Origin of the sequence: Fictibacillus phosphorivorans (assembly GCF_023715845.1) — a bacterium.
GTDB lineage: Bacteria > Bacillota > Bacilli > Bacillales > Fictibacillaceae > Fictibacillus > Fictibacillus phosphorivorans_D.
Window position 1 is genome coordinate 17,606 of sequence record NZ_JAMBOR010000028.1, and the last position, 17,975, is coordinate 35,580.

Sequence of the window (17,975 nt, forward strand, 5' to 3'; positions counted from 1 at the left end):
GATCAGAGGAGTGGTTATGTGGAAACGAAACAATTAACTTTGCTAACAAAAGAAGATATGACAAATCCAGAACGAGTTCCAGCTTGGGTCATTGAAGAGTATAAGACCTTTCATGAAACAGTAACTGACAAAACGTTTCCTTGTTACTTTGGTATGGCCGCTGAAAAAAAAGGTGAGCTTCGCTATGCATATGTAACACATGATGACTGGTCGAACCTGCCTGAAGCGATCAAAGAGTTTAATAAATTGTTTGACGCACCAAAATTGATTCGCCATGGATTGTTTGTGTTCGTTGAGCCTGAAAAAGAAGAAAAAGACATTCCCTATTACAGAGACTATTTCTGGGATATTCTAAAGTACCTTCACGAAACAGACGATCAGCCATGGCCGGAACATATTCCAAAAGATCCGGACCATCACTTGTTTGCTTTTTCTGTAGATAATGAACCTTATTTCGTGTTTGGTAATGCACCAGCATATAAACAACGAAAAACAAGAGATCTTGGAAACAGTCTAGTTCTTGGTTTTCAGCCACGACGTATTTTTGAAGGACTGGAAGGAACATCACCAGGGGGAAGCATGTCTCGTGAGAAAGTACGTGAACGTGTAGAGAAATGGGATAACTTGCCGACGCATCCAAACATCAGCCACTACGGTGATCCGGAGCACAGGGAGTGGAAACAGTACTTTATCGGAGACGACGTTGAACCGATTACAGGAAAATGTCCGTTTCATCATAAATAAATGAAAAAACAAAAATCGCAGCGGATTTCGTTGCGATTTTTTTGTTCATTTTAAGTTGTAGAAAAACTTCGTATGTATATCAAATGAATTAGTTCTCATTACTCTCCCAAAGCTCGATCAGCCGACCTTCTGGATCTTCAATCCAAACAAACTTTCCAAAATCATTAACCTCTTTTTCTTTGGCTAGAGGTACATTGATATGTTCAAGATGCTGAATTGTTTCTTCTAAATTATGCACTTGGAAATTTAGCATCACTTGTTGGTCTGTTGGAAAATAATGTTCATTTTCAGGGAAGAAAGAAAAGATCGTCTCATTTCCTGATTCGGATTTGATCATAGCCCCGTTCCAATCTCCTATTTCAATCTTTAATACGTCACTGTACCATTTTTTTACAACTTCAATATTTTTCGTTCTCCAAAAAACTCCGCCAAGACCTTTGATCATTTTTTAGCTCCTATCCGTTATTAATTTTTGTTCAACCCTTATATAGAGGAAGAGTTTGTTTTCTTATGTAAACGAATGTTCCCAACAAAAAGGACAAGACTCATGATGGTCGCTGTAAAATAGGGCTTATTAATCTTTTATCCATATGTGATAGCCAAGTTTTGCCGTCATAATGACCGGGACAATAAGGACCATGAGTACGACATACTTGTACAAGGTTATTTAGGAATCATTGAATTATCTCCTATACGCTTTTATTCCAATCTCTTTCTATCTCTTTCTGTTTATTCGGTCTAAAATCCTTTTATGACTGTAATATTTCCTGCATACAATGAAAAAATAGATGTTGTACGGCCTGAACATCAGGTATAAAAAAAGAATCTTTTATACAAAATAGTGATAGCCATCCGGGTGGATTAATCTGCTCGGGTGGTTTTTGTATGAAAAAAGAAAGTATAAAGCTATTTTTGGCAAAAATGGAAAAGAAGTATTTTAGTTGAAAAAAAGTTTACGGTACCGTTGTTTTAGGGAAAAAGCCTTGTATATACCTTAGATGGAGGATTATTTAATGGCTACCGTAATTAAAGGAGAATATAAACTCGTGAACTGTGACAGTGAATTTGGGAGATTAAAAAAGGTAATTGTTTGTGAACCTCGATATATGAAGATTGACGAGATTATTAATGAAACACAGCGACATTTCGCAAAAGATAATATTAATATGAAGCGTGCGATGAAGCAACATCAGGATTTTGTTAAAATGATGACCCAACATGGCGTAGAAGTTTATAAACTTCCTCCCCTGGAAAAATTCCCGGAACAAGTTTTTACCCGGGACATCGGGTTTACGATTGGAGAAACAGTATTTGTTTCGCGGATGGGAAGCAACATTCGAGATGGTGAAGAGAAAATTCTCCGTAACTGGCTTTTAGAACATCAAGTCAATCTCTCTTTAATAGAAGGAGACCGAATTGAAGGCGGAGATGTTATCGTTCATGGCAACAAAGTATATATTGGAGTCAGCGGAAGGACATCTGAAGAAACCATTCAACAGCTGCAGACACAACTGCCTGAAATGGAAATTATCCCTGTTCCGTTTGACCCCATCTTTTTACACTTGGATTGTGTGTTTAACATCCTATCTGAGAAAGAAGCACTTGTTTATCCACACGCGTTTGAAGAAAAGGATCTTGAGTTTCTTGCCTCTCATTTTAAATTGATAGAAGTCACTAAAGACGAACAATTTACGATGGGAACGAACATGTTATCGATCGGAGACAAAAAAATATTAAGCCTTCCTTGCAATAAACATGTCAATCAGGCTCTACGTGAGCGCGGATATGAAATATTAGAGGTAGATATTTCAGAAATTATTAAGTCAGGCGGTTCCTTTCGATGCTGTTCCATGCCGCTTTACCGAGAATCAGTTTTTTAGAAGGAATAAGTCTCTGCCATTTGGCGGAGGCTTTTTTTATTATCCTCTTAAAAGTATTTATTAGAACATACTTTTTGAAATACGAGGGAAAGGAGTAAGTATTCTACATCTAGGAGGTTATTAAGAGCAGTTACTTTCCAAGGTACAAAAGACATTCAGGTGAAAAATGTTGACGATCCGGTGATTCAGAAAAAGGACGATATTATTGTACGTATTACCTCAACTGCCATCTGTGGTTCTGATCTTCATATCTATCAAGGTGTTCTTCCTGCCAGGAAAGACTATGTGATAGGACATGAACCGATGGGAATCGTAGAAGAAGTAGGTCCAGAAGTAACACGGGTAAAAAAGGGAGATCGCGTTGTACTTCCATTCAATATTTCGTGCGGTCTTACAGGTGTCTATGGTTCCATGTACAACATGTTTCCTCTAGGGAATATCTTCGAGAGAAATGTGACGTTAAAAATGGGACAGGCTCCGGTTATTCATTACATGCCCTTGCTTTTTGATAAGATCATGAATCAAGAGTTCGATCCTACAGAAATTATTACGCACCGCGTCCTTTTAGAACAGGCAGGCAAAGCGTATCAAACCTTTAATGATCATGAGGATGAATGTATCAAAGTTGTGTTAAAACCTTAGGAATAAGAAAAAGGAGCTCGGTACTTCCGAGTTCCTTTTGGGTTATGTTTGAGGTAATTTTTTCTTAACGTTCGCCTCTAGCGGTAAGACGATAGTGAATGTCGTATTGTTCTCATCGGAAGTACAGCTGATGGTTCCGTAATGTTTTTCTATGATTTTTTTGCATACAAACAGACCAATCCCTGTACCCAGTTCTTTCGTTGTATAAAAAGGTTCAAAGATTGTTTTCATTGTCTCTGGAGGTATAGCAGGTCCATTATTTGAAATTGTAATATGTACATGAGAATCTGAAGAATCGGATTCCATTTTGCTGTATATCATGATCCGCCGATCTTGTTTCTTTTGTCTTAATGCATCGATGGAGTTCATGATTAAGTTAAGAAGAACTTGTTTCAATTCATCTCTATGTGCCCAAAGCGTAATCGTTGGATCAATACGAGGGACCACATTCACATCAGCATCTACTAGACTCGGATACATGAAATCTAGTATGTCTGAAAATAAATCCTCGAGCGCAAACTCCTCTGCATCCCTTTCCTGAACCCCTTTTCTAGAAGCATGAAGAAATTGAGAGATACGGAAATTAAGTTGGGTGAGTTCATGGCTGATGATATCGATATATTTCATTTGCGGATTTTCTTGCTGCATGAGTTTAACAAATCCCATAACTGCCGTCAGGGGATTTCGGAATTCATGAACAAAACTCGATGACATCTGTCCGAGAATGGTGAGGCGTTCTTTATGGCTTTGGTCGATAAAGTGCGTTTTTTCTTGGATTTCAGCATCTTTTAATTGGGTGTACTTTTTAACAGCGTGATACAGGAATTCATCAAAAAGAGAGTTGATCGTTTCAATGACTGGCTGAAGCTGCTGAATGGAAATTCCTGAACCAGTGACGAACCTGACGATTTCACTTCGCCCTAAATTTACATTATAAACGAATTCTCCTATGTTAATCTTTGCTTCTAATCTTTGGACGGCAACTTCGTGTGCGAGCTCCTTAATTTTGTCAGGCGAAAGCTGGCCGCGTAAGGAGAGCTTCACGAGTTCAATCATGTGTAGAGCATTTCTGATAACTTTATCCTTATGTATGTCGTGGTTAGTGATAACGACTTTTTTGTGCCAATCGTGTAAATAGCTGGGCAGATTTTCATCCATATATGTAATCAGGCTCTCCGTAATGTCCAACGTCCGCACCTCTTTCAACATGAAATGATGATATATGAATAGGAAGAGAATTTATTTGCCATGTAAAAGTAATCCTACTATATATAGTAATTCATTAACAAGGTAAATGCTATATACAGTTTACAACTTTTTTATTAAAAAAGAAAAATAAAAAGTAGGTAATTTAGTCGTTTCTAACGAAATTTATAATGCACTTCAATACTTATACTTCTTCTTTACTAGCTGGTACTATCCTTCAAAAGTCCGTTAAATTTTCTAATTATTCTAAAAATATTTTAAGTAATTTCATAATATGAAATTACTCGATTGTCTCAACCGTCCTTTTTCAATACGATGAACGCATATTGAAAGGGGTGGTTGTCTTTAAGCTGACATTCTAAATCATGTATCCGTTTGAGGGGGAGAATCTATGATCTCATCTGTTCAAAAAATTTCAAGGATATTAAATTGCTTTACCAAGGATGAACCAGCACTTGGAAACTTGCAGATTGCAAAAAAATTAAATATGAACGCAAGTACGGTCCACCACCTCGTCCGAACACTTTGCTCAGAAGGTATTCTCATCCAAGATAGTCAGAAAAAATATAGATTAGGATGGAAGCTTCTAGAATGGAGCAACCATGTCATGTATCAGCAAGACATAAACACCGAAGCACTTCCGCTGTGTGAAGGTCTTGTCAGAAGGTTCAACACAACTGTACATATCGGAATGCTGGATCGTGGAGAAGTAAGATTCGTTCTGCGTGTTGCTTCATCCAATTCAGTACAAGTCCCTACTTTTATTGGTGATACCAAGCCTGCTTATTGTACGAGTACGGGAAAAGTCTTGCTCGCTTACAATACCTCAATGATCAAACCTACTATTTCTAGAGGTCTTCTTCAACGTGCGCCTAACACCATCACATGCGTTGAAAAATTAAAAGAAGAACTTGCTCAAATAAGAGCCAATGGATATGCCATCAGCAATAATGAAAATGAAATGGGTCTGTATGGAATAGCTGCGCCAATTAAGTCATATACAGGACAGACGATTGCAGCACTTAATATGGTAGGTCCTGTGGCTTATATGCTGGGGCATGACACGCCATCTATGATTCATCATGTCGTGAAGACAGCAGAATCTATTTCGAAAGAACTAGGTTTTATTAGCGTTTTATGATAGCGCTTACATTTATCAAAATTGTATCGGGGGAGTAAAGATGAAGAAAAGGTTAAAGGCAGTGCTTACACTTTTTTTAGCATTAATCCTTCTGACATCATGCAGCAGCGAATCAACAGATTCAGCAAGTTCAGGGGAGGTTTCTGCTGACGGAAAAACCTATAAGTTCAAACTTGCACATATTACGCCGCCTTCCCATATGTGGCATAAAGCAGCAGAGAAATTTAAAGAGGAGCTTTCTAAGCGATCAGACGGAAGAATTGAGCTTGAAATCTATCCATCCTCTCAGCTTGGAAGTGAAGCAGACATGATGCAGCAGATCGAATCAGGTTCCGTTGATTTTGGATTTATTACAGCTGCTTACATAAGCTCGCGTTCTCCATCATTTGCAGCATGGTTTGCCCCTTATGCCTTTAAAGATCTTGAGGCCGCTCATAAAGCAAGAGAAACAGAGCCGGCAAAGAAAATGCTTGCAACCCTTGATGAACAAGGAATCACTGGTCTAGATTATTTGTTTGCAGGTCAGCGTGTCATGTTGTTTAAGGACAAGCATGTAAAGAAACCTGAAGATATGAAAGGCTTGAAACTTCGTGTAACACCAAGCCCGCCGATGCAGGATTTCTATAAATCTACCGGAGCTTCAACAGAAGGCCTTCCACTTCCGGAAGTATATTCAGCTGTTCAGACTGGTGTAATCGACGGCATGGATATGGATTTGGATGCTGCAATCACAAACAAATATTATGAAGTGGCAAAATACGGAGCCGTAACGAACCACATGGTATGGCCGGCGGTTGCTATGGTCAATAAAAGTACCTTTGAAGGGATGTCAGAAGAAGATCAAAAGATCGTCCGCGAGTCCTTAAAAGCAGCAGCGGATTACGCTGTTGCGACACGTGCAGGACAAGAAGAAGAGTTCAGAAAAGAATTGGCAGATAACGGGATGGAAATCTATGATATTGATCCTGAACTTTTCAAACCTTATATAGAAAAGTTTGATAAAAAATATGGATCGACTGACCCGCTGATTCAGGAATTCTTAGGTGCTGTAAGGAAGTAGATGAAGAGATTGGTGGGTTGAAGATGGACATAGACTATGAAAAAAATATGAATCAACCTGTAAAACCTCCGATTAAAGGAGGAAGCGATATATTCTTAAGCCTAAGCAATGGAATTTCTAGATTTGAAAAACTGCTTGCTCTGATCTTTATGTTAGCGTTAGCGATAATCGTAGCACTCTCAGTGGCATTTCGATACTTTTTTAATGCACCTCTATCATGGTCGGGAGAAGTTGCTGTGTTTCTATTGATTTGGATCAGTTTTATAGGAGGGAGTCTGGGGCTAAAAAATAAGTCCCAGGCTGCTGTTACACTTTTGCTCGATTACTGTCCGCAAAGATTAAAGATGTGGATTGGGGTTTTCAGCCAAATCTTCATTATCGCTTTTCTAGTTTTATTATTAAAATACACATACACGTGGATCTTATCAGACGGGGTAGCTTTTCAAAAATCGACTGCTCTTTTGCTGCCCATGTGGATTCCGTATAGTGCTGTACCGATCGGCTTAACGTTTGCATGCATACACATACTTGCTCAATTGGTTCACATACTGAAAACGAAGGGGGCAGAATTATGACAACTGCTCTCATCATTGGAATTTTCATTCTGTTTTTATTGATGGGAATTCCGATCTCTCTTGTGCTCGGAATGATTACAGTCGTCTACTTTTACCTGAACGGGAATACGGCATTGTTAGATTCAACACCCATGAGACTCTATTCGGGACTCGACAATTTTGGCTTATTGGCCATTCCGCTGTTCATGCTTGCAGGTGAGCTTATGAACGGAGGAGGGATTACGACTCGCCTTGTAAAATTTGCAAAAGTATTCGTCGGTCATGTACGCGGCGGACTCGCATATGTAACGGTTGTTGCCAATATGTTCTTAGCGTCAATACTAGGATCAGCGAATGCTCAGGCAGCAATGATGAGCAAAATCATGGTGCCTGAGATGGAAAGGGAAGGGTATAACAAGGAGTTTTCATCTTCCTTAACACTGGCTTCATCAATTATCGCACCGATCATCCCACCAAGTATGATATTCATCATCTATGGAACGCTTTCTGGAACCTCTATCGGAGGCTTGTTCATGGCAGGAATTGTGCCAGGTCTGATCTATGGAGTGGCATTCATTAGTGTTATTGCTTATATGGGATACAAATACAATTTTCCGAAAAGCAAAAGAGCAACAGGTAAAGAAATGTGGGAAAGCACCGTTAAAGTTCTGCCTGCTCTTCTTGTACCTTTTGTGATCATCTTCGGTATACTAAGCGGTGCGTTTACTGCCACCGAATCCGCTGCTGTTGCTTGTGTAATCGCCTTTTTAATAGGCATGTTCTTTTATAAGGAATTAAATGGGACTTCCATCCCTCAGATCTTGATCAACACAGTAATTAGCACGGCGACCGTTACTTTTTTAATCGCGATGGCCAATATCTTCGGCTGGCTGATCGCGTTTGAACAGATTCCGCAATTGTTTGCCGACAGCATGTTATCGATATCCGAAAACCCATTTGTGTTTTTATTACTCGTAAACATCATGTTGTTGCTAGTAGGAATGCTTCTAGACGGAATTGCCGCACTGATCATATTAGTCCCGGTTTTTATGCCTTTGATAACGTCTTTTAATATTGATCCCATTCATTTTGGTGTCATTATCTGCATCAACTTAACAATCGGCTTACTAACTCCACCAGTAGGGACAGGTTTATTTATCGTTTCATCCATTGCCGAAGTCCGCTTTGAGAGATTAGTAAAATCTTCAGCACCCTTCTTAGTAATAGCGATCGCTATTTTATTTTTAATCACATATTTAGAAGACGCAGTTCTTTGGATCCCAAGAATGATCGGTCTTTAAATAAAGAGCCATTATTAAAAAGGCTCTTTTTTTTGAAGGATTATTCTTCTAAATGAATTTAATATTTGCATCATCATTGACCAAGTTTATTGGAGCATCTGAAACGGAAATCAACTCCCTAAGATTTTTCACAATATTAAATTAATTTTCTGATAATTTCATAATATGAAATTTCTGCGTTGAGTGTTGAAAGCGCTTTCTTATATAGTGATTACAAATTAAACAACTATTCATAGAGGAGGCAAATGGTATGGGAATTAGAACTGGTGCAGAATATATCCAAGGTTTGCAGTCCCGTTCACCAGAAATTTGGTTAGAGGGCAGGAGAGTCACAGATGTTGTAAACGAACCAGTCTTTAAACAGCCGATTCAAGAGATCGCCAAACTGTACGACATGCAGCACGACCCGCAATATCAAGATTCCATTACACATATTTGCAAAGAAACAGGTGAAAGGGTTAATAACGCATTCCTTCACCCGACGAGCTATGAAGAATTGATGGCAAGAAGCCAGCTGTTTGAAATTTATGCAAGATCTACGTTTGGGCTCATGGGCCGTACCCCTGACTTTTTGAACGTTGTCGTAACAGGCATGGCACATAATGGATGGTTCTTAGATCAGTACAATCCAGAATGGTCTTTGAATATCAAAAACTACTATAACTACATAAGAGACAATGATCTGTTTTTAACTCATGCGATCATTAATCCGCAGAACGACCGAAGCAAGAACTCTCATGGGCAAAAAGATATGTTTACGCATCTTGGAGCCGTTGAAGAAACACCAGAGGGACTAATCGTACGTGGAGCAAAAATGCTCGCAACCCTTGCTCCGATAACAGACGAAGTTATCATCTACTCGTTCCCTGGGTTCGCACCTGGAGACGAACGCTATGCTCTTGCATTTGCGGTGCCGGTGGACACGCCAGGACTGAAACTCGTTTGCCGTGAACCGATGCAGGATGGAAAACGCTCACTGTTTGATCATCCACTCGCTTCTTGTTTTGAAGAAATGGATGCACTTCTAGTCTTTAATGATGTACTGGTTCCTTGGGATCGTGTCTTTCTCTATAACAATGTGGAAGCTGCTAATCTTTTATATCCGAAGACTGGAATCGCCCAACAGCCTGCCCACCAATCAGGGGTTAGAGGCTATGTAAAACTAGCATTTGCAACAGAAGTAGCTTGTAAACTAGCTGACTCAATCGGGGTAGATGGATACCTAAACGTTCAGAATGACTTAGGTGAACTTGTACAAAATGTAGAAGTTATCCGCTCTTTATTGCGTGTAGCGGAGTATGAGTATGAAACGACATCGTCTGGTGAAGTGATGCCGAATGGTGCAGCACTCGAGACGATCCGAGGCATGCTTCCAAAGATGTATCCACGAGCGATCGAAGTCATCCAGATCATCGGTGCAGGCGGCTTGCTCATGTCACCGACGGGAGATGATTTTAACGTTCCAGAACTTCGTAGTGAGATCGATAAGTATTACGTAGGCCGTGAAGGTGTTGATTCACTAGAACGTGTGAAGCTGTTTAAGCTTGCTTGGGATCTCTGCGGAGAAGCTTTCGGGCAGCGCCTTGTACAATATGAGCGCTATTACACAGGGGATCCTATTCGGAAGAGAGCGATTTTCTATAACGGTTATAAACGAAAAGCGAAATTCTCAATGGTTGATGAAGCCCTTTCTGTCACACATGATTTTGTAGCTGACCAGCAAAAGCTGGCTAAATAAAAGGAGGCAATTAGGATGAGTACAACAACAACTTTACAATCTTTTAACCTATTAAAATGGATCGAAGAAAACAAGGATCTTCTTAAGCCACCGGTAAACAACAAGGTAATCTGGCAGGATTCTGAATTTATCGCGATGATTTTAGGCGGACCGAACAAAAGACGAGACTTCCATGTGGACCCATCAGATGAGTTCTTCTATCAGATCAAAGGCAGCTGTTATGTAGAGATCATCAATCAAGAAGGCAAGCGTGAAGTTGTGGAAGTAAAAGAAGGTGATGTTTTCATGCTTCCTGCCATGGTTCCACATTCACCTCACCGTGTAGCCGATTCGTACGGTTTGGTTATCGAGCGCAAACGTGCACAAGGAGAGCTTGAGGATTTTGTATGGTTCTGCGATCGCTGTGACTCAGAGATGCACCGCGTGACCGTTCAGTTAAATGATATTGAAAAGCAAGTAAAAGAAGCGATCCATAGCTTTAACTCAAATGAACGTATCCGTTTGTGCAAAGACTGCGGCTATCAGATGCCTGAGAACGTGGAGGAATGGAAGTGCTAAGAATTGACTTTCACACACATATCATTCCAGAGTCATTTCCTGACTTTGCTGAGAAGTATGGTGGGGAAAGATGGCCGGTTTTAAACAGAACATGTGCATGTGGAGCTGCCATTATGGTCGGCGGCAAAAATTTCAGGGACGTAACCGACCAAGTGTGGGATCCGAAAAAAAGGATTGATGACATGGATCGTGAAGGGGTAGACATTCAAGTTCTATCCCCGATCCCTGTCACATTTTCCTATTGGGCACCGCCGGAACAAGCAGAAGCGATGGCACGAATCCAAAATGACTTCATCGCCGAAACGGTGAAAGAATATCCTGACCGTTTTGCAGGACTTGGAACCGTGCCGATGCAGGATGCTGAGACTGCAATCCGTGAGATGGACCGCTGCATGAACGAACTCGGTCTTCATGGCATTGAGATCGGAACGAATATTAACGGTCAGAACCTGGACCATCCTTCTTTTATGGAGTTCTTTAAAAAAGCGGAGGAGTGGGAAGTTCCACTCTTCATCCATCCGTGGGAAACCCTTGGTAAAGAACGTATGCCAAACCATAACTTCATGTATACGATCGGGATGCCGAGTGAGACGGCACTTGCAGCAGCATCACTAATCTGGAGCGGAATGATGGAGAAGTTTCCAAAACTGAAGGTCTGTTTTGCTCATGGCGGCGGCGCATTTCCTTATTTGATTCCGCGACTTGATCAGGGCTGGCATGTGTGGCCTCACTTACGTCTGACCACACATCCTCCAAGTCATTATGCGAAGCAATTTTATTTTGATTCACTCAATTATGACCCGATGAACATCCGGTATATGATGGAGCGTTTTGGGTCTGACAAAATTTTTATGGGTTCTGATTATCCGTTCTTGTTGCGTGAAGTGAATCCAGGAAAAGTTCTGGATGAAACACTGGAGCTTACAAATGAACAACGCAAGGCAATGCTTGGCGGCAACGCAGCAGCCTTTTTGAATCTTGAAAAACGAAAGCGGGGTGCAGCGGTTGCAACTCATTCAAACACCGGAGGATAAGCTAGAACGATTGGGGCTTGTACTGCCAGAAGTGCGCCCGTCTGTCGGGAATTATGTAAGCTGTGTCCGAGTGGGCAATCTTCTTTTTACAGCGGGACAAGGTGTTGATCAATATCATGGAAAGGTTGGTAAAGACCTGACGCTGGAAGATGGATATGCGGCATCAAGACAGTCTATGCTCAATCTGCTTGCTGTTGTTCAGCACGAACTGGGAAGTTTAAACAAGGTGAAACGGATTGTTAAGCTTTTAGGGTTTGTAAACTGCACAGAAGATTTTACCGATCAGCCGAAAGTTATCAACGGTGCGTCTGATCTCTTGGTCGATATTTTTGGTGAAAAGGGAAAACATGCAAGATCTGCAGTTGGAATGGCACAGCTTCCAGGGGGAACGGCGATAGAAATTGAGATGATTGTTGAGATCGAAGAAGAGAAGGGGGACTAGAACGTGAAATCAGAAACCCTTACACAACAGGTAAAAGTAAAAAACGCGAGACTGTTCATTGATGGAGAATATGTAGATGCACGATCTGGGGAGACGTTTGAATCGATAAATCCAGCGACGAACGAGAAACTTGCACTTGTAGCAAACGGCAGTGAGCAAGATGCGAAGCGTGCGATCCAATCTGCTAAAATGGCTTATGACAGTGGGGTTTGGAGCAGGATGCCTCTTGAAGAGCGTTCAGATATTTTATGCAAGATGGCAGATCTCATCATGGAGAATGTGGAAGAGCTAGCGATGGTTGAAACGCTCGATGTCGGTAAACCGATCAAAGAAAGTCGAGGGTTTGATATCCCCCGTGCTGCATCTAATTTCCGCTTTTTTGCCGAGATGTCAAAATATATGGTGAGTGAGCACTACGATAAACACAACATTATGTCTTATGCCAAGTATAGTCCTGCGGGAGTTACGAGTCTGATCATCCCGTGGAATCTTCCGTTTATGCAGATGACATGGAAAGCTTCAGCTGCCCTAGCTGCAGGAAATACGGTTGTTGTCAAACCAGCTTCCTATACTCCTCTTTCTGCAGTGATGTTTGGGGACATTGCGAATGAAGCCGGACTGCCGCCAGGAGTACTGAACATCATTACTGGCCCTGGCAGTACGATGGGAGCCGCAATGACCACAGATCCCAACGTACGTCGCATCTCTTTTGTCGGAGAATCAAGCACAGGAAAGACGATCATGAAAAACGCAGCTGAAAATTTGATACCGGTATCGCTAGAGTTAGGCGGTAAATCAGCAAACATCGTTTTTGAAGATGCTGATCTAGATGAAGCGGTCAAAGGGTCCATAGATGCCATCTATCGGAATCAAGGAGAAATCTGCTTGGCAGGATCCAGATTGCTTCTGCAAGAAAGCATTTATGATGAGTTTATGGACAAATTCGTTGCAGCTGTTAAGAAGATAAAAGTTGGCGACCCAACCCAAGAAGACACCGATATGGGAGCTCTTGTATCGAAAGGTCATCTTGAATCGGTCGAAAACTATGTAGATATCGGATTAAAAGAAGGAGCTAAGCTCGCATGCGGAGGTAAGCGGGTTGAAGGTCTTGAAGGGGGCAATTTTTATGAACCCACTGTTTTGTATGATGTGAACAATAAGTGGCGTGTGGCACAGGAAGAAATCTTTGGTCCGGTTCTTGTGGTCATCCCTTTTAAAACAGAAGAAGAGGCGATCCGCATTGCAAATGATTCACAGTATGGACTAGCAGGCGTGGTCTGGACGAATGATATTCGCAGAGCACAGCGGGTTTCAGCGGCTGTTGATTCAGGTCTGCTCTGGGTGAACTGCTGGTACATACGTGACCTTCGAACACCGTTTGGCGGTTCAAAAGCAAGCGGGATCGGACGAGAAGGCGGCAGACACAGCTTCGAATTTTATTCAGAAGTGAAGACGATAACGATGAAGTTATAATGTCGAAAGAAGATGCTATAAAGGGCTTTAAAGACCTCTTTGCAAGTTGGTTGGAGCGCAAGGTGCGAGACTCCTAACGGCGCAAAGCGCAGAGGAGGCTCACCGCACGCCCCCGGAAAACGAGCATCCTGAAGTGGAAATCAACTTCTTTCATTTGTTTTTAACCGTAACAAAGGCCTTACTTAAATATAGTTTTTTTAAACGTGATTGGATTCCAGTCGCGTTTTGCTCTTTGAATAGAGAAAGGAGGATTTACTAAGATGCAACAGCAGATCATTTCAACGTTAACCGCAGAACTCCTTGAGGCAGAAGAGAAACTTGTTCCGGTTACTCCGTTATCTAAACGCTACCCTGAACTGTCAGTTAAGGACTCTTATAGCATCCAATTGCAATGGGTAAGGAAGAAGCTGGATGAAGGACGGGTGGTCATCGGAAAAAAGGTAGGGTTGACGAGCAAAGCCATGCAGAACATGCTTGGCGTTAATGAGCCGGACTATGGCCACCTTTTGGATCATATGAGAGTAACGAATGGCAGTGTACTATCCAGACGTGACTTTATCAAACCGAAAGTGGAAGCGGAGATCGGATTTATTTTAAAGGAAGATCTATGTGGTCCGAATGTGACGTATATCGATGTTCTGATGGCAACGGAAGCGTTAGTTCCTGCGTTAGAAATCATAGACAGCCGAATAGAAGATTGGAAGATTCAGCTTGTGGATACGGTGGCGGATAATGGTTCATCCGCAAGAGCTGTGATCGGTGAATCTTTTTATGAGATCGATCAAGTAGATTTGCGAACGTTAAGCATGACACTCTTGAAAAATGGAGAAGTGACCGCAACCGGAGCGGGTGCTGCAGCACTTGGCCATCCCGCACAAGCGGTTGCCTGGCTCGCTAACAAACTAGCAGACTATAACATTTCTTTAAAAGCAGGGGAACTGATTCTTCCAGGTGCCCTATCAGCTGCGATCGATGTTGATAGCGGTGATGAGATTACGGCAGCTTTCGGTAAGCTTGGGACAGTCTCTATCTCATTTTGTGACTAAACTTTTTGCAGAAAGGACTAATATCCGTGAAAAAGATAAAAGCAGCTATTATCGGTTCAGGTAACATCGGCACTGACCTGATGTATAAGCTACAAAAAAGCGATTGTCTTGAACTTACAGCCATGATCGGAATTGATCCGGATTCTGATGGACTCCGGCGTGCGAATTCTGCGGGGTACCGGGTATTCACGAATGGTATCGAGGATTTTATAGAAAGACCGGAACTTGCAGATATCGTTTTTGATGCCACATCTGCTAAAGCGCATACGAGACATGCTGATATTTTAAAAGATAGGGGCAAGACCGTGATCGACTTGACCCCAGCAGCAATAGGACCTTTCGTTTGTCCGCCTGTAAATTTAGGTGATCATTTGGAGGCATGTAATATTAATATGATCACTTGTGGAGGACAAGCCACGATTCCGGTAGTGCATGCGATTAACGAAGTGGCTGATGTGGCGTACGGTGAGGTTGTAGCCACGATCTCCTCATTAAGTGCAGGTCCCGGAACTCGTGCAAACATCGATGAATTCACGATTACAACGCGGCGGGGGATCGAAGAGATTGGGGGTGCCGATCAAGGAAAAGCGATCATTATCTTAAATCCAGCTGACCCTCCCATCTTAATGAGGGCGACCATCCATTGTGAAGTTAGGAACCTGGACGAAGAGAAAATCAGAGAGTCGATCTCATCCATGGAGAAAAAAGTAATGAGTTATGTACCTGGTTATCGTATAAAACAAGAACCTTTATTTGATGGCAGCCGTGTTACTATTTTTGTCGAGGTTGAAGGAGCTGGAGATTATTTTCCGAAATACGCGGGCAATCTGGATATCATGACCGCTGCTGCAAAACAAACGGGCGAATTGGTAGCCAAGCACCTGCTCGGTCAGGAAAAACATTTAGACAAGGCGGTGACCATGTATGAAACGAAATAGTCCTTTGCCGCTGAAAATAACTGAAGTATGTTTACGAGACGGCAGTCATGTGATGGCTCATCAATTTACGGAAAAGCAAGTGTTTGAGGCAGCGAAGGCTCTTGATGAAGCGGGCATGCATTATATCGAAGTGAGCCATGGTGATGGGTTAGGGGGTTCGACGCTTCAATACGGGAAATCACTTATCGATGAAATGAAGCTGATTGAAACCGCAGTCGGCGCCTGCAAACAGGCCAAAGTAGCTGTCCTTTTGCTGCCAGGTATCGGTACTGTTTCAGAGTTGAAAGAGGCTCATAAGCTCGGCGCAAGTCTTGTCCGGGTCGCGACTCATGTTACGGAAGCTGATGTTTCCGCTCAGCATATTCACTCGGCTCGTGAACTGGGGATGGAAGTGATGGGCTTTTTGATGATGGCTCACTCGACTCCTACAGAAAAGCTGGTGGAGCAAGCGAAACTCATGGAGTCATATGGCGCACAAGGGGTGTATGTGACAGACTCAGCCGGAGCCCTTCTGCCTCATGAAGTGAAAGAGCGGATTTCGGCACTAAGAAACTCACTTGATATTGAAGTAGGGTTTCATGCGCATAACAATCTTTCTGTTGCTGTAGCAAACACGTTAGTGGCAATCGAGGAAGGTGCCACGCGAATTGATGGAAGTGTTCGTTGTCTTGGGGCAGGGGCAGGCAATACCCAAACGGAAGTGTTACTTGCCGTGCTGGACCGGATGGGGATTGAAACAGGAATCGATCTTTATAAGATGATGGATTTAGCAGAGGATGTGATCGGTCCGATGCTTCCGGGGGCTCAAGAAATTCGTAAAGGGAGTCTCGCAATGGGCTACGCCGGCGTTTATTCTAGCTTTCTCTTACATGCTGAACGGGCTGGGAAACGCTTTAATCTAGACCCAAGAGATATTTTAATAGAATTAGGCAAACGAAAAGCGGTTGGCGGGCAAGAGGATCTCATTATTGAAGTAGCGGCTGAACTGGCTAAAACAACGAAAATGGAGGTGTAAAGCGTGACAGTAACGAAAAGGTCTGATAGTGAAGTGATCGACTATCTTTTAAAAGCGGAAAGTGATGTACAAGAAGTAGTGAAAATAACGGATCAGTACCCTGATCTTACAATTGATGAAGCATATGATCTGCAAAAAAAGCTGATTGAAAAACGGATGGAGAAAACGAAAACGAAGAGATTAGGCATCAAGCTTGGACTTACAAGTAAGGCGAAGCAGGAAATGATGGGTGTTCATGAAGCGATTTATGGCTATCTTTTGAGTGACATGCTTGCTTTTGAGTGGGAGCCGCTCCAGCAGCACAGACTGATTCATCCAAAAGCTGAACCCGAGATTGCTTTTATTATGGGGGATGATTTGCAGGGGAAAGATGTTACCGCTGACGATGTCATGAATGCGGCTAAATTTGTCGTAGCAGCGATCGAAGTAATCGACAGCCGTTATAAAGATTTCCGTTTTACACTTCCAGATGTTGTAGCCGATAATTGTTCATCCGCGAAATTGATTTTGGGAAGCAAGATGGTGAAGCCTGAGGAGTTGGATTTAGCAGGCATCGGAATGGTTATGAGTAAAAATGGGGAGATGGTTGCAACAGGAGCAGGTTCTGCGGTTCTGGGCCACCCTGCAGAAGCCGTTGCATGGGCGGTTCAAAAACTGGCTAAGCGAGGTGAAGGATTGAAAAAAGGTGACATCGTACTTAGTGGAGCTTTATCAGAAGCGATCGCTTTTGATATGGATGACACCATCATCGCGCAGTTTGACGGGTTAGGTTCTGTGACGCTGTCGTCCAGATACGTAAAATAGGAGAAACCTACACATGCCGATTATTCAGGTTCAAGTCATTGAAGGCAGAACGGATGAGCAGCTGAGTAAGCTGATGGAGAGTTTAACGAACGCCGCTGCTGAGAGTTTAGATGTAAAAAAAGAACAAGTACGCGTACTCATCCAGGAGGTTCCGAATAAACACTGGGGAGTAGGCGGAAAACCAAAACAGATGGAGACCCTTTGATGATTGAGGGAGAATCAAATCTATGAACGATAAAGAAAAAATGTAGGCATTAAAAAAGCCGGCGCAATAGACTGACTTAGTCAATTGAGACAATAATAAAACACCTGTTAGGCTGCCATACTTCCAAATTCGATTGGAGTGTGGTAGCCTAATTTTTCTTGAATTCGCTCTTCATTATAATACTTTATGTATTG

General features: G+C 42.2%; 20 protein-coding genes. 17 read left to right on the forward strand and 3 right to left on the reverse strand.

Features of this window, described 5'->3' with window-relative positions; translation table 11 throughout:
• Positions 1 to 57: 57 nt before the first annotated feature.
• On the forward strand, positions 58 to 744 hold the full coding sequence (locus M3206_RS17050; RefSeq protein ID WP_251313732.1) for a YqcI/YcgG family protein: 687 nt from the start codon (positions 58 to 60) through the stop codon (positions 742 to 744).
• 88 nt (positions 745 to 832) lie between these two features.
• On the opposite strand, the gene M3206_RS17055 is transcribed toward M3206_RS17050, so the two are convergent.
• Positions 833 to 1,189, reverse strand: coding sequence for a VOC family protein (locus tag M3206_RS17055; RefSeq protein ID WP_251313714.1), 357 nt, complete (start codon positions 1,187 to 1,189; stop codon positions 833 to 835).
• A gap of 568 nt (positions 1,190 to 1,757) precedes the next feature.
• On the opposite strand from M3206_RS17055, the gene M3206_RS17060 reads away from it, so the two are divergent.
• Positions 1,758 to 2,624 carry a dimethylarginine dimethylaminohydrolase family protein gene (locus tag M3206_RS17060; protein WP_251313715.1) on the forward strand — a complete coding sequence of 289 codons (867 nt, stop codon included), beginning with the start codon at positions 1,758 to 1,760 and terminating at the stop codon, positions 2,622 to 2,624.
• Between the two features lie 159 nt (positions 2,625 to 2,783).
• Complete coding sequence (locus M3206_RS17065) at positions 2,784 to 3,266, forward strand: alcohol dehydrogenase catalytic domain-containing protein (protein WP_349774022.1); 483 nt, start codon at positions 2,784 to 2,786, stop codon at positions 3,264 to 3,266.
• Positions 3,267 to 3,308: 42 nt separating this feature from the next.
• Here M3206_RS17065 and M3206_RS17070 read toward each other — a convergent pair whose 3' ends face one another.
• The gene (locus M3206_RS17070; protein ID WP_251313716.1) at positions 3,309 to 4,454 is read right to left on the reverse strand and encodes a histidine kinase N-terminal domain-containing protein; all 1,146 of its coding nucleotides are present in this window, start codon (positions 4,452 to 4,454) and stop codon (positions 3,309 to 3,311) included.
• 409 nt (positions 4,455 to 4,863) lie between these two features.
• Between M3206_RS17070 and M3206_RS17075 the strand changes: the two genes are divergently transcribed.
• The 14 genes from M3206_RS17075 (at position 4,864) to M3206_RS17140 (ending at position 17,781) form a co-directional block, all read left to right on the forward strand.
• On the forward strand, positions 4,864 to 5,613 hold the full coding sequence (locus tag M3206_RS17075) for an IclR family transcriptional regulator (protein ID WP_251313717.1): 750 nt from the start codon (positions 4,864 to 4,866) through the stop codon (positions 5,611 to 5,613).
• 40 nt (positions 5,614 to 5,653) lie between these two features.
• On the forward strand, positions 5,654 to 6,673 hold the full coding sequence (locus M3206_RS17080; protein ID WP_251313718.1) for a TRAP transporter substrate-binding protein: 1,020 nt from the start codon (positions 5,654 to 5,656) through the stop codon (positions 6,671 to 6,673).
• A 23-nt stretch (positions 6,674 to 6,696) separates the two neighbouring features.
• A complete protein-coding gene (locus tag M3206_RS17085; RefSeq protein WP_251313719.1) occupies positions 6,697 to 7,248 on the forward strand; it encodes a TRAP transporter small permease in 552 nt (183 codons plus the stop codon).
• Positions 7,245 to 8,528, forward strand: a complete 1,284-nt coding sequence (locus M3206_RS17090) for a TRAP transporter large permease (protein ID WP_251313720.1) — start codon at positions 7,245 to 7,247, stop codon at positions 8,526 to 8,528. Before M3206_RS17085 ends, M3206_RS17090 begins: the two co-directional genes overlap by 4 nt.
• A gap of 250 nt (positions 8,529 to 8,778) precedes the next feature.
• Positions 8,779 to 10,266: a 4-hydroxyphenylacetate 3-hydroxylase family protein gene (locus tag M3206_RS17095; protein ID WP_251313721.1), complete on the forward strand. Its 1,488-nt coding sequence runs from the start codon at positions 8,779 to 8,781 to the stop codon at positions 10,264 to 10,266.
• A gap of 15 nt (positions 10,267 to 10,281) precedes the next feature.
• Entirely contained in the window at positions 10,282 to 10,824 is a 543-nt protein-coding gene (nbaC, locus tag M3206_RS17100; RefSeq protein ID WP_251313722.1) for a 3-hydroxyanthranilate 3,4-dioxygenase, read from the forward strand.
• On the forward strand, positions 10,812 to 11,858 hold the full coding sequence (locus tag M3206_RS17105; protein WP_251313723.1) for an amidohydrolase family protein: 1,047 nt from the start codon (positions 10,812 to 10,814) through the stop codon (positions 11,856 to 11,858). The genes nbaC and M3206_RS17105 overlap by 13 nt, the downstream gene beginning before the upstream one ends.
• Entirely contained in the window at positions 11,830 to 12,300 is a 471-nt protein-coding gene (locus M3206_RS17110; RefSeq protein WP_251313724.1) for a RidA family protein, read from the forward strand. Before M3206_RS17105 ends, M3206_RS17110 begins: the two co-directional genes overlap by 29 nt.
• A gap of 3 nt (positions 12,301 to 12,303) precedes the next feature.
• Positions 12,304 to 13,773: an aldehyde dehydrogenase gene (locus M3206_RS17115; RefSeq protein ID WP_251313725.1), complete on the forward strand. Its 1,470-nt coding sequence runs from the start codon at positions 12,304 to 12,306 to the stop codon at positions 13,771 to 13,773.
• Positions 13,774 to 14,033: 260 nt separating this feature from the next.
• Positions 14,034 to 14,819, forward strand: a complete 786-nt coding sequence (locus tag M3206_RS17120) for a 2-keto-4-pentenoate hydratase (protein WP_251313726.1) — start codon at positions 14,034 to 14,036, stop codon at positions 14,817 to 14,819.
• 26 nt (positions 14,820 to 14,845) lie between these two features.
• On the forward strand, positions 14,846 to 15,757 hold the full coding sequence (locus M3206_RS17125) for an acetaldehyde dehydrogenase (acetylating) (protein ID WP_251313727.1): 912 nt from the start codon (positions 14,846 to 14,848) through the stop codon (positions 15,755 to 15,757).
• Positions 15,744 to 16,772: a 4-hydroxy-2-oxovalerate aldolase gene (gene dmpG / locus M3206_RS17130; protein ID WP_251313728.1), complete on the forward strand. Its 1,029-nt coding sequence runs from the start codon at positions 15,744 to 15,746 to the stop codon at positions 16,770 to 16,772. Before M3206_RS17125 ends, dmpG begins: the two co-directional genes overlap by 14 nt.
• A gap of 3 nt (positions 16,773 to 16,775) precedes the next feature.
• Entirely contained in the window at positions 16,776 to 17,576 is an 801-nt protein-coding gene (locus M3206_RS17135; RefSeq protein ID WP_251313729.1) for a 2-keto-4-pentenoate hydratase, read from the forward strand.
• A 13-nt stretch (positions 17,577 to 17,589) separates the two neighbouring features.
• Positions 17,590 to 17,781, forward strand: coding sequence for a 4-oxalocrotonate tautomerase (locus M3206_RS17140; protein WP_251313730.1), 192 nt, complete (start codon positions 17,590 to 17,592; stop codon positions 17,779 to 17,781).
• Between the two features lie 107 nt (positions 17,782 to 17,888).
• Here M3206_RS17140 and M3206_RS19235 read toward each other — a convergent pair whose 3' ends face one another.
• Positions 17,889 to 17,969, reverse strand: a complete 81-nt coding sequence (locus M3206_RS19235; protein WP_425590722.1) for an IS3 family transposase — start codon at positions 17,967 to 17,969, stop codon at positions 17,889 to 17,891.
• Positions 17,970 to 17,975: the final 6 nt, after the last annotated feature.

Bases quoted from the DNA above. Each gene is read 5' to 3' on its own strand.
- M3206_RS17140 (WP_251313730.1), top strand. From the start codon at position 17,590: ATGCCGATTATTCAGGTTCAAGTCATTGAAGGCAGAACGGATGAGCAG.
- nbaC (WP_251313722.1), top strand. From the start codon at position 10,282: ATGAGTACAACAACAACTTTACAATCTTTTAACCTATTAAAATGGATC.
- M3206_RS17050 (WP_251313732.1), top strand. From the start codon at position 58: ATGACAAATCCAGAACGAGTTCCAGCTTGGGTCATTGAAGAGTATAAG.
- M3206_RS17060 (WP_251313715.1), top strand. From the start codon at position 1,758: ATGGCTACCGTAATTAAAGGAGAATATAAACTCGTGAACTGTGACAGT.
- M3206_RS17105 (WP_251313723.1), top strand. From the start codon at position 10,812: ATGGAAGTGCTAAGAATTGACTTTCACACACATATCATTCCAGAGTCA.
- M3206_RS17095 (WP_251313721.1), top strand. From the start codon at position 8,779: ATGGGAATTAGAACTGGTGCAGAATATATCCAAGGTTTGCAGTCCCGT.
- M3206_RS17080 (WP_251313718.1), top strand. From the start codon at position 5,654: ATGAAGAAAAGGTTAAAGGCAGTGCTTACACTTTTTTTAGCATTAATC.
- M3206_RS17090 (WP_251313720.1), top strand. From the start codon at position 7,245: ATGACAACTGCTCTCATCATTGGAATTTTCATTCTGTTTTTATTGATG.
- M3206_RS17075 (WP_251313717.1), top strand. From the start codon at position 4,864: ATGATCTCATCTGTTCAAAAAATTTCAAGGATATTAAATTGCTTTACC.
- M3206_RS17055 (WP_251313714.1), bottom strand. From the start codon at position 1,189: ATGATCAAAGGTCTTGGCGGAGTTTTTTGGAGAACGAAAAATATTGAA.
- M3206_RS17120 (WP_251313726.1), top strand. From the start codon at position 14,034: ATGCAACAGCAGATCATTTCAACGTTAACCGCAGAACTCCTTGAGGCA.
- dmpG (WP_251313728.1), top strand. From the start codon at position 15,744: ATGAAACGAAATAGTCCTTTGCCGCTGAAAATAACTGAAGTATGTTTA.
- M3206_RS17085 (WP_251313719.1), top strand. From the start codon at position 6,697: ATGGACATAGACTATGAAAAAAATATGAATCAACCTGTAAAACCTCCG.